Annotated in this window: 8 protein-coding genes and 1 pseudogene; 4 read left to right on the top strand and 5 right to left on the bottom strand. The window is 40.8% G+C overall.

What is annotated here, in order from left to right:
* Nucleotides 1-348 (top strand): annotated as a pseudogene (locus tag G1O98_RS32220) (TPMT family class I SAM-dependent methyltransferase); the annotation flags it as partial.
* 182 nt (nt 349-530) lie between these two features.
* The gene (locus tag G1O98_RS32215) at nt 531-1016 is read left to right on the top strand and encodes a GIY-YIG nuclease family protein (RefSeq protein WP_243458609.1); all 486 of its coding nucleotides are present in this window, start codon (nt 531-533) and stop codon (nt 1014-1016) included.
* Nucleotides 1017-1530: 514 nt separating this feature from the next.
* Here the strand turns inward: G1O98_RS32215 and G1O98_RS32210 are convergent.
* The 3 genes from G1O98_RS32210 to G1O98_RS32200 all read right to left on the bottom strand — a co-directional run bounded on the left by G1O98_RS32210 (nt 1531) and on the right by G1O98_RS32200 (nt 3660).
* Nucleotides 1531-1998 (bottom strand): hypothetical protein, encoded by a 468-nt coding sequence (locus tag G1O98_RS32210; protein ID WP_163937049.1) that lies wholly within the window; start codon nt 1996-1998, stop codon nt 1531-1533.
* Nucleotides 1999-2177: 179 nt separating this feature from the next.
* Nucleotides 2178-3245, bottom strand: a complete 1068-nt coding sequence (locus tag G1O98_RS32205; RefSeq protein WP_163937046.1) for a WD40 repeat domain-containing protein — start codon at nt 3243-3245, stop codon at nt 2178-2180.
* A gap of 115 nt (nt 3246-3360) precedes the next feature.
* Nucleotides 3361-3660: a hypothetical protein gene (locus tag G1O98_RS32200; protein WP_163937043.1), complete on the bottom strand. Its 300-nt coding sequence runs from the start codon at nt 3658-3660 to the stop codon at nt 3361-3363.
* A gap of 103 nt (nt 3661-3763) precedes the next feature.
* Between G1O98_RS32200 and G1O98_RS32195 the strand changes: the two genes are divergently transcribed.
* A complete protein-coding gene (locus G1O98_RS32195; protein WP_163937040.1) occupies nt 3764-4288 on the top strand; it encodes an isochorismatase family cysteine hydrolase in 525 nt (174 codons plus the stop codon).
* Here G1O98_RS32195 and G1O98_RS32190 read toward each other — a convergent pair.
* A complete protein-coding gene (locus G1O98_RS32190) occupies nt 4252-4503 on the bottom strand; it encodes a hypothetical protein (protein WP_163937037.1) in 252 nt (83 codons plus the stop codon). The genes G1O98_RS32195 and G1O98_RS32190 overlap by 37 nt on opposite strands.
* A gap of 46 nt (nt 4504-4549) precedes the next feature.
* A complete protein-coding gene (locus tag G1O98_RS32185; RefSeq protein ID WP_163937034.1) occupies nt 4550-4957 on the bottom strand; it encodes a hypothetical protein in 408 nt (135 codons plus the stop codon).
* A 774-nt stretch (nt 4958-5731) separates the two neighbouring features.
* Here G1O98_RS32185 and G1O98_RS32175 point away from each other — a divergent pair.
* Complete coding sequence (locus G1O98_RS32175) at nt 5732-10675, top strand: DUF4347 domain-containing protein (protein WP_163937028.1); 4944 nt, start codon at nt 5732-5734, stop codon at nt 10673-10675.
* Nucleotides 10676-11496: the final 821 nt, after the last annotated feature.

Raw genomic sequence — 11496 nt, 5'->3', positions numbered from 1 at the left:
TCAACTGTCAACTACGTAGTTGCAGATTTGTTCGCAGTTCCGGCACAATGGCATCAAGCCTTTGACTTTGTGTTCGAGTGCCGTAACATTCAAGCGTTACCGTTAAATGTGCGTTATGCTGCTATTTCTTCGGTTGCCTGCCTTGTGGCTCCTGGTGGGACACTTTTGATGATTACTCGTGTTCGAGACACAGAAGCTGAACCGGATGGCCCACCTTGGGCACTATCAGACTCAGAACTGGAACAGTTTGAAAACTTGGGATTTGAGCAAGTAGAAAAACTTGAGTTTTTAGAATCTGAGTTTGACGTTAAGCAAGTGCGGATTAAATATCAAAGGCATAGTTCATAATTCTTTGACATTCTCTGAGGGCTAACCGCTTGCCTTCTGGTAGTGTTTTTTGGGGGATGTCACTTTCATCAGGGATAATCAGCTAGTTGATCGCACCCTTTGTATTCACCTTGGAACCAAATCAGCTAAACTTATTTTCAGAAGTGAAGCCCACGCCGGTACGCAGAGCAGAGGGACTGCTGATGAGCGGTGATGCCCTACTGAAGTGGAAAGCGCAGATTTTGCACTATCAGCAACGGGTGAGGGAGAGCAAACCACCTGAACAGACGGCGTTATTTGATATTACACCCAACCGCTTCGACCCAGACGCGATAGATCCTTTTACTCTACCTTTGCAATCAATGGCGTTTTTCAGGATGCCAACAGATGCGGGTAACGCCGCTATTTATTTTGTGATCGATAATGCTATGCCCTTGCTGTTGTATGTTGGTGAAACAAGACGATCTGGTAAACGCTGGAAAGGTGAGCATGGATGCAAGCAATATCTAGATAGTTACCATTCACTGCATCATCATTATGGACTGCAACGCTCCGTGAGCATCGCTTTCTGGTGGGATGCACCCACAGACCGACGCGCACGGCAGGAATTGGAATTGAACTTAATTTTGAAGTGGCGTAGTCCGTTCAATAAAGAGAACTGGGTGCGCTGGGGGCAACCTTTTGGGTAGGGTGGCTTACTTATGCTTTATGGCGCTACTTTTTCTTTAAACTGCTTACCAGGGGAAAATCCAGGCACTATCTAATAATTACTAATTCGTAATTCGTAATTAATTCATAATTGTGTAACTATCAGAATAGTTGTAAAAACTTTAAAGTTAAACAATTTTCTCCATGCGCTCGTTACTCTTTCAAAACTTAAAGCTGACTATTCCTACAGTTTTATTATTTACGGTTCTTGGCTATATTCTAAGTCTATTTCTGAGTTTTCTTACCAATCCACAAGCAGCAAGATGGCAATTCCATCTAGAATTCGGCCCTGAACCCCGAAACCTTCATGAGCTTACAATTTTTCAAGCTCAGGCAGCATTCTCTGGTACAGCGCTCGGAATTCTAATAGCTCAAACAACTTTTTTTGTATATGTAAGTAAATTTGGACTCAGCAATCGTAGCACTAAGCAGTAATCATAAGCGATAAGCACTATGCTTCAATTCACCACGGTTTTATACCAAGCTATATAGTTTTTACCGTCCTGTTTCACCTATCTGATCTGCATCGTCTGCTACTCCATTGTGAAAGCGTACTTCTAAGCCGTGTTCTGGGTCCCAGCCACACTCAGCTATCAACTTAAAGGTAGCAATATCTAGGTCATACTCCACATAAATATATGAGAAAGTGACTTGATCCCAGACCTGAATCGGATTAGCCAACACAGGCATTGACTCATCTCCAATCATGTCACGATATACATCATAATTTTGCAGCACCAGAGGAGCAGTGATGCGTAATACATCGGGTGGCAAGGCTAAAGCCTGCCGAATAGCTTCACGCTGAAGCAATGAAAGTTCTCCAATCTGCCCCTGTTCAAAATCCACACAAATCGGTACACGGCGATCGCCCAAAACAGCACATTGTGCTAAAGTCCAATAGTTATCTTCCAATGTCATCTGTCCAAACTCAGCATCGTAATAACTTCTTGGGGATTCCATCATCTTCAGATATTACCTTTATTCTGGGTTTCCCTAGCAACTCTAAGAAACTAGTAAAAATTTTACTTTGAAATTAGTTGTACTTTTTGAGCGAGAATATCGATAGTTAAAGTTAAGTTCTGTATCCCTAACCAGCTTCTCCTTTTAGGAATTCCCATTCACCCAAAATAGCGCAAATGCAGTTATTGAATTTGCCAAATATGTATAATGCTATCTTCATTGCTACTAACGAGGGTTTTACCATCCAAACTTAAAGCAAGCCCTAAAACAGAACTGGAACCATCTTGAAAGGTATGCAACGGCTTTAAAGTTTCTAAGCTCCACAGTTTAATACTGCCATCATAATTGCCGCAAATCAGAATTTTTCCATCGGGGCTAATGGCAAGAGATTCAACTGAATTAAAATTATTACTAAACTCATGCAGCAGTTTTCCAGTTTGAAGATTCCATAACTTTAGGGTACTAATCGCACGATTTCGAGAAACTAGCTGACCAAAACTACCAGTAACAAGCTTTTTGCTATCTGGAGTAATGGCAATAGCATCAACTCCGGTTTTGTGCCCTTTGAGAATATGGCGTGTTTTTTTAGTTTGTAAATCAATCAGCCTAATTGTATTATCATCGCTACCCCCAGCACTTACAAGGGTTTGCATATCAGGGCTAAATGCAACTTTACTCACAAATCCTGAGTGTGCAGGAATGGTATCAAGCAGCTTAAGCGTGTGTAAATCCCAAAGCTTGATTGTGCCATCGTCACTGCCACTAGCAATCAATCTACCATCTGAACTAATCGCAACGGTTTCTATCGGTTGGGTATGCCCACTGTCGCCCTTTAGCATAAGGAAAGTGCGTAAATCCCAAACCTTCATTGTTGGGGTGCTTATCCCACCAATTACAATTCTCTTGCCATCTGGACTAATCGCAATTGAAGTAACACCATCTGAGTGAGCGTCTAAACTACGCAACAATTTCCCAGTACGTAAATTCCAGAATTTAATTGTATCATCTCTACCTCCAGTTATTAGGGTTTCCCCCGAAGAGCTAATTGCAACGGCTCGAACACCAAAAGTCACTTTTTTATGCCCAGTCAGTGTGTGAACAAGTTGAATCTGTAGTTGGGACTGAGTAATTATACTCTTGCCTATGGGAAGATTTGAACTAGAAGAATGTACATCAATACCAGTGATGTTTACTGCAATTGCTAAAACTATAATGACTGGTCTGGATTTGAGAAAATGTAATAATTTCATGGTGCCAAGGAACGCAATTACATAATATGGTTCCCATTTGATGGACGCAATCGCACCCAATCTGATAGACCACGGTCAAACACTGGGTATAAGTTAATAATTTAAATACGGTTTTCTAGTGATTAGAAAAATCATCATTTATCATTGTTTCAATCACAATACCGCCAAATCGAGCTGACTGTGCCCAGCACTTCACTCCCTCAATGTAGCAAATCTGGCTTTCATACTTCTCTTTAGTTTCACTTACAATTCCCTCAAATCCTCCACTCATTGAGGTATTAAAGAAACTCAACTTTCGTCCTTGAGCATCACTTGCTTTGCCATAGCAAGTATTACAAACTGCGCGTGGATATCTTAAAAAATATCGAGTTGGGGTCGAACAGATTGGGCAAGGATGAAATTCAGTATTACTCATATATTTTTTACTTGAAAAACTCCATCTTGTGACTTGGAGATTACTTGTATAATATTGTTTTATTTAATGTCTTAACTCTTAATCTAAATAAATTCTGGCACAAATGAGCGAAATCCTTCTTGTAGTAGATATGCAAAATGGTTTTATGCCTGAAAAATGCAGACATATTATTCCTACTGTCATTAATCTAATTGAGCGTTTTTTAGAGGCTGGTAAATTCGTTGAATTCACAAAATTTATCAATACTGCTGACAGTAATTATGTGAAGCTAATTCATTGGTCAAGCTTGATACATGAACCAGAAACGAGTATTGTTGATGAACTTCAGCCATATATACATAATATTTTTGATAAACCTTATTACTCTGCATTTATGGAAAATTTTTCGAGTTTTATTTTGATTAATCAAATCAGCAAAATATATCTTTGTGGAGTTGAAACTGATAGCTGTATTTTCAAGACAGCAATTGACTCTTTTGAGCGCGGTATTGAACCAGTAATTATCGCGGATGCTTGCTTTAGTGCTGGTGGTCAGCAAGCGCATGATGCAGGTATTTTCTTGCTCAAACGTAATATCGGAAAAAACCAAATTCAGATGAGTGATGAGGTGATTGAGAAGATGTCATAATCAATCACAATTGGATCGTCTTGACAACTACCGTAAGTTTGTTCAAAAAATCCTGCTGGCCATCCCAATTCTTCTGGTGTTTTTGGGCGTGCTGATGGTTCTAGCTGTTGATAGGTTACTGTCACTTCTATTTCTTTGTCCGTTATCCCCACAGGGATTTCTAAATGTAAAATCCCATCAGACCCTACGTGAGAACGCAATTTGATACTTTGCATTACTGTTTTCTCCTACTTGCCGATTCATTTGGAATTATCTAGCCCATCATGAAGTTAAAGGCTGGACTGGTAAATTTGCATCAATCTCAATCAAGGTAACTTTAGCATTTTCAACTACGGTATTTCCCAGCAGCGTATCCTGCATTGCTTCAAATTTAGACTCTGCTATCCCAATCCGTTCATAATATAAAATTACATGATAATGCTTTTGTATTACTTCTCCTGACTCAGAACGCTCTACTGCAAGCCAATCTTGGTTTTGACCCTCTTCGGCAATCTGACGATATTTACTGGCTAACTGCTCTAATGCAATAGCTATAGCGTGTTCTTTGGTTTGACCACAGCAACGAATTTCATCTATGGGCTGGTCAACAGAAGGCGACAGTATACAAATATACTGCTTATTCTCGTCGGCTTCCACATTAATCGTAATTGTTTCGGTGATTAAACTCATACTTAATTTATTAAGAAAGCAATGAACCTTAAACTTTAATGCTGATGCAATATTTTGTTTTAAATACCCAATATCATAATTGCCAGGATATGGCAATATTTGGGATGATTAACTATATATACTCGCTTAATAACATCAAAAATCAAATTAACACTATCTGCATTCATATTGCAGCCAAACAGAGGTTGTTCAATAGGTAATCGATATTCTTGCAACAGGTTCAATAGTTTAGGTTATGTCCACGCCACGCTTTAAGAGCGATGTTTACGACGGGCTGTCCGGTGTCGCTACTTCCTCCATCCCCAGATTTGCCTTCTCAGCACCCCATCACCAGCAGCCATGTCCTGCATCTCACTAAGGAAGAAGCTCAAAATCGCGGATGCCGTCTATGGACGTGGTAGTACTTGGGGTTGCCTTTAAAAAGCGAATATGTCTATGATGGGGCACTTGCTTGCTCTTGATGCAGATAAAAATATTGGGTTTGAGAGGCGCTACCCCTGATTACTGTACTCTTTAAGACTCTTCACAGTATCTTGATAATATTTCAGGAAATACATCGATGAAATTAAGACTGAATCTCAGCAAAATAGTACTAATATCATGGCTGTAATTTTTTTGATTAAGTGTTCTTGTCTTAAATAAATAAATCTGGCTTAGTCATTAAATTAGATTGCCGGATAATGGTTTCTTATTTTCTAGAACCCGATATCTCATTTTCTAAAAATAGGGTTTTATAACAATTAAAACTCAAAGTTAACTTATAAATGTAATATAATGAACCTCAAAACCACAAGCATTATTTTCATAGATCCTTCAGTAAATAGCTACGAAAAATTATTAGATGCCATTGTATCTAAAACCGAGGCAGTAATCCTTGATCAAAACCGGGATGGGGTAGAGCAAATTACTGAAATCCTATCACAGCACCGTGGAGTTGAAAGTGTACATATTGTCTCTCATGGTTCTCCTGGTTGCCTCTACTTAGGTAGCACCCAACTTAGCCTTAGCACATTGCAACTATACACCCAGAAACTACAAACCTGGTTCTCTCAATCTTGCCATCTCTCCATCTCTCCATCTTTGTTACTCTACGGCTGTAACGTTGCTGCGGGAGATGCTGGGGAAGAATTCATTGAGAAGTTGCACAACTTGACAAAAGCTAGCATTGCTGGATCTGCCAACCTCACGGGTAATGCTGCTTTAGGCGGAGACTGGAAATTGGAAATCAGTCGAGGTGAGGTGACAACTGCTCAGGTATTCAAACCAGAAATATTAAAAACTTACAACTTCGTTTTAGCTTCCTCAAATGACAACTTTGCTAACCGAATCGTACTTTCTGGTAATTCAGGCAGTAGTACAGGCAATAATGTAGGAGCCACAAGTGAATCAGGTGAGCCAATTCAATCAGGAACCACCAACTCTGTATGGTGGAGTTGGACTGCCCCGGCTTCTGGGACTGTGGTATTTGATACTTTTGGTAGTAATTTTGACACTTACCTTTATGTTTATAAAGGCAGTGCCCTCAACAGTTTAAGTCTGGTTACGTCTAACGATGATAGTGGTGGAACTACTGCTAGTAAAGTTAGCTTTGCAGTCACAGCCGGCACAACTTATTACATTTCCGTAGATGGATATCAAAGTTATACGGGCAATATTGCTTTGAATTATGCCTTCAGCGGAAGCAGTACTTCCACTAACACTGCCCCCACTCTCATCGATACCTTAGTTAATCTCAACGCAGTTAACGAAGATGCTTTAGCACCTGTGGGAACAGTGGGTACTTTAGTCTCTTCTTTAGTGAGTCTGGGTAGCAACGTCACCGATCCCAACACTGGAGCGGTTACAGGTATTGCTCTGACTGGTACTAATAGTAGTTACGGTACATGGTGGTACAGTATCAATAATGGAGCAAATTGGTATCAGTTGGGTACCGTCTCCGAGAGTAGCGCTCGCCTGTTAGCTGCGGATGCTAACAGCCGTATATACTTTCAGTCTAGTGCTAATTATAATGGTACTATCAGCAACGCTATTACTTTCCGTGCTTGGGATCAAACCAGTGGCGTAAATGGTGGTACTGCTAACATCACTTTAACAGGTGGTTCCACTGCCTTTAGCAACACCACCGACACAGCAGCAATTACAGTCAATTCTGTTAACGATACTCCGATTGTAACACGCGGTTATAGCTTCAGTGTAGCTCAGAATTCTATTAACGGAACCGTAATTGGTACTGTGACAGCAACGGATGTAGATTCAACTACTCTTTCTAACTGGTCAATTGTAGGGGGAAATTTTGACTTAGATAACGACGGTAATGCAGCTTTCACTATTAATTCTAATACTGGTAATATCGTTATCAATGATATTGACGACCTCACCCTTCAAACAAGCCCCAGTGTCAATTTGCAAGTCAACGTCAGCGACGGTATTGCGATTAGTAATAATGAAACAGTCACCGTCAAGCTGGTACTAAATGCTGGCGATCTCGACCCTACATTTGGTATTGGTGGTAAAGTAATCACCGATTTGGGTAGCGATCGCGATCAAGCCACAAGCGCCGCCATTCAAGCAGATGGTAAAATTGTAGTATTAGGCTATACCTTTAGCAGTAACATTAATGACTACGGAACTAAGTTTGCCCTCACACGCTATAACGTTGATGGCACCTTAGATACTAGCTTTGGTAGTGGCGGTAGACTGATTACAAACATCATCCGCAACAACAACAAAGAAGCCAGTGTTGCCATTCTGCCAGACGGTAAAATAGTAATTTCTGGTTCTGCTTACACAAGCAATAACAACAATGACTTTTTTGTTGCCCGCTACAATGCCAATGGTACAGTAGACAGCAGTTTTGGTATTGACGGTAAGGTAATTACTTCCATCAACACTGGCACTGATGAAGGCTATAGTTTGGGCATTCAGTCAAATGGCAAGATTGTAGTTGCAGGTTCTACCTACAATGGTACTAATTTTGACTTTGCTTTGATACGGTACAACATTGATGGTAGCCTAGATAATACTTTTGGTAATAGTGGCAAAGTCATCACTGCGATCGGTAGTGGTTCTGAAGAAATTAATAGTCTGGCTATTCAATCAGATAATAAGATTGTCGTCACTGGATATACAGCAAGCAACGGTAGTAATGTCTTTGCCCTGGTACGATACAATTTTGATGGCAGCTTAGACACCACCTTTGGTAGTAACGGTAAAGTAACTACCGCAGTCGGTACTAGTAGCTATAGTCAAAGCTATAGTCTAGCGATTCAGTCTGATGGCAAAATTGTGGTCGCAGGACAAGCTAACTATGAATTTGCCTTAGTACGCTACAACAGCAATGGCAGCATCGACACTAGCTTTGGTAATAACGGTCAAGTAATTACCGATTTAGGTTCCAGCACCAGTAGCATTGAAAAGATTGCTATTCAGCCGGACGGTAAAATTGTTGCTAGTGGCTATGCTATTAATGGTGGCAGTATAGATTTTACAGATTTTGCTGTCGTGCGCTACAACAGCGATGGTAGCTTAGATAACAGTTTTGGCAATGCTGGTAAAGTTATCACCCCCATCAGTAACGGCCTTGATATGGCTGACGATGTTGTGCTGGGTTCTAATGGCAGAATCTTTTTAGTGGGAGAGTCCAAAGGTAATTTTGCTGTAGTTAGCTACCTGGGTAATTCTCAAAATAAATCTCCTACCATCAACTTACCAGGAACTAATCCTACTTACACAGAAAATGCTCCTGCGATTATTATCGATCCTACTGCAACTATCACCGACCCTGATTCGCAGAACTTCGACACAGGTAAGCTGACTGTTAACTTCAGTGCTAATGGTACTGGCGATGACCGTCTTGAAATTCAAAGCAGTGCCACAAATAAGATTGTAGTCAATAGTACAGAAATTCTGTATGATGGCAGTTTAATTGCCATTTACAGTGGTGGTATTGGCACTCAAAACTTGGTAATTAACTTTACTTCTAAAGCCACACCTGCTGCTGTTGAAGCATTGTTACGCAGCATTAGTTACAACAATGTCTCAGAAAATCCTGTAACAATTCCCCGGACTGTCAGCTTTGTTATGACTGACGGCGACGGTGGTACCAGTACCAGCGTTACTAAAACTATTAACGTGAATGCGGTCAATGATGTGGCTGTAATTACCCCAGGTCAAAGCTTTAGCGTGAATGAAAGTGTTGCCAATGGTACGGTGGTTGGTACTGTTATTGCTACCGATGTGGATGGTAGCACATTCTCCAACTGGACAATTATTGATGGTAACTTCGATAGCGATGCCGATGGTCAAGCTGCTTTTAACATCAACTCTACCACCGGACAAATTACTGTTAATGATAGCGACGAAATCGACTTTGAAAGCAACCCTAACTTTCAATTGCAAGTTACTGTTAGCGACAGCTTTAATACCAGCAGCATCCAAACCGTTACAATCAACCTGAAAGATGTCACTGAAAATACCATATATGGTACATCTTCAGATGAACAACTAACAGGAACCCTAGCTGATGATATCATCTACGGTTACGATGGCGGCGATCGCCTTTATGGACAAGCAGGCAGAGATACCATTTATGGTGGTGCTGGCAATGACTTTCTCTATGGTGATGCGGGTAATGATATACTCGATGCTGGTGATGGCAATGATTATCTCTACGGTCAGGATGGAAGCGATCACCTCATCGGTGGTCTTGGTAATGATTATCTGTATGGCGGAGCAGGTAATGATATCTTTGATGGTGGCGATGGCTATGATTTTCTCAGTGAATCCGCTGATGTGAACTTTACGTTAACTAACAGTCAACTTTTAGGCTTAGGTAACGACGTTTTCAGCAACATTGAACAAGTAATACTAACTGGTGGTATTAGTGACAATACCTTAGATGCTTCAGCGTTTAGTCTAGGTAGCGTCAATCTTTCTGGGGGCGCTGGTAATGATACGATCAATGGTGGTGCTGGCAACGATTATCTTTTAGGGAAGGATGGTAATGATTACATCATCAGTAATGCTGGTAATGACTATGTAGATGGGGGTAATAATAATGATACTCTTGATGGTGGAATTGGTAATGATGCCCTTTCCGGTGGTGTCGGTGATGATGTCTTAGATGGTGGCGACGGTATTGATGGGTTAAGCGAATCAGCTGATGTCAACTTTACCTTAACAAACACTCAACTTGCTGGATTAGGTAATGACATTTTCAGCAACATCGAACGGGCAACGCTGAGTAGTGGTGCTAATAACAATATCTTGGATGCTTCAGCCTTTAGTCTAGGTAGCGTCAATCTCTACGGCGGTGCTGGTAATGACATCCTTATTGGTGGAAGTAACAATGATTACCTTTATGGAGAGGATGGAAACGATCGCCTCATCGGTAGTGCTGGCATTGATTACCTTAGCGGTGGTAATGGAGATGACTTACTTAATGGTGGTGCTGGCAATGACCACCTCTACGGGCAAGGCGGTGCAGATATCTTTGTTATCGCTTCAGGCAATGGTATTGATACCATCTATAACTTTGAAGACGGCATTGATAGACTAGGTTTATCTGATGGTTTGACTTTTGGGGCTTTGACAATCTCTTCTGCAAGTGGCAATAGTACTTCTATTATTGTTACCTCCACAAATGAGTTAATAGCCTTTATAAGCGACACCAATCCTAGCTTGATAGGCGAGAGTGACTTTATTTCCTATAACGATTAACGCAACTTAGCAGTGCTGAGGTAGGGGGGTTAGAAGTCAGCTTTTATTTTAATTGTTCTTCCAAATCCCCATCTCCCTTGCTTTTTTGGTATCATATACAGCACTTCCGGCAGCTATGAGGTACATCCTAAAAGCTGAAAGCAATGATAAAAGAGGAGCAAGGAGAAAACTATATTGCATAATAGCCGGAAGCGCTGTCTAGTCTGCATTCTTAACCTTCAGATGTAGTCAAGGGCAAAATGCAGAAAGTTGATCACAAAGCAATCTATTTCTGCGCTTTTTAAGAAAAGATCCATAGATTACGCCATGTGCAACTTTCTCTCAAACTCTCAAACCCTACGAACTCTATCCCCAGATTCCTTCTCCTTAGCACCCCATCACCAGCAACCATATCCTGTAACCCACCAAGGAAGAAGCTCAAAATCACGGATGCCGTCTGTGATAGGGTGGCTTAGGCTGACTTCTAAACTTTGTAATGCCAACTTCAAGATTATTCGTTTTTTGCGTAAAGCATGAGATTTGAGGTGAAGAGTATTATATAACGGTATTTACTATGGCTAAAGCGGGGACAACACTAAAAGTCTCCTATATAATTTACTTCTATCAAAAACTGCTCCAGCTTTCGTCTAGGGCAGTTTTATATTGCACGGTAGAAGCTAGATTCACAACTGCACCCAATGGTGAATCATCTGCCTATTATCAGTAATCGAAGTTTCTAGAGAAATATTGCGCTATATTGCATATCCCTCTTGTGTCACTTTAGGCAGAGGAAAAATAGAATTCAGGGTGAGTTAGGAATATAAAAATTGGGGAAGTGAGCC

Origin of the sequence: Nostoc sp. UIC 10630, from assembly GCF_010747425.1 — a bacterium.
Taxonomy (GTDB): Bacteria; Cyanobacteriota; Cyanobacteriia; order Cyanobacteriales; family Nostocaceae; genus Nostoc.
This window is presented reverse-complemented; position numbering and strand designations above follow the sequence as displayed.

Excerpts from the sequence above, each read along its gene's own strand:
- G1O98_RS32215 (WP_243458609.1), top strand. The coding sequence starts at position 531 with ATGAGCGGTGATGCCCTACTGAAGTGGAAAGCGCAGATTTTGCACTAT.
- G1O98_RS32210 (WP_163937049.1), bottom strand. The coding sequence starts at position 1,998 with ATGATGGAATCCCCAAGAAGTTATTACGATGCTGAGTTTGGACAGATG.
- G1O98_RS32205 (WP_163937046.1), bottom strand. The coding sequence starts at position 3,245 with ATGAAATTATTACATTTTCTCAAATCCAGACCAGTCATTATAGTTTTA.
- G1O98_RS32200 (WP_163937043.1), bottom strand. The coding sequence starts at position 3,660 with ATGAGTAATACTGAATTTCATCCTTGCCCAATCTGTTCGACCCCAACT.
- G1O98_RS32195 (WP_163937040.1), top strand. The coding sequence starts at position 3,764 with ATGAGCGAAATCCTTCTTGTAGTAGATATGCAAAATGGTTTTATGCCT.
- G1O98_RS32190 (WP_163937037.1), bottom strand. The coding sequence starts at position 4,503 with ATGCAAAGTATCAAATTGCGTTCTCACGTAGGGTCTGATGGGATTTTA.
- G1O98_RS32185 (WP_163937034.1), bottom strand. The coding sequence starts at position 4,957 with ATGAGTTTAATCACCGAAACAATTACGATTAATGTGGAAGCCGACGAG.
- G1O98_RS32175 (WP_163937028.1), top strand. The coding sequence starts at position 5,732 with ATGAACCTCAAAACCACAAGCATTATTTTCATAGATCCTTCAGTAAAT.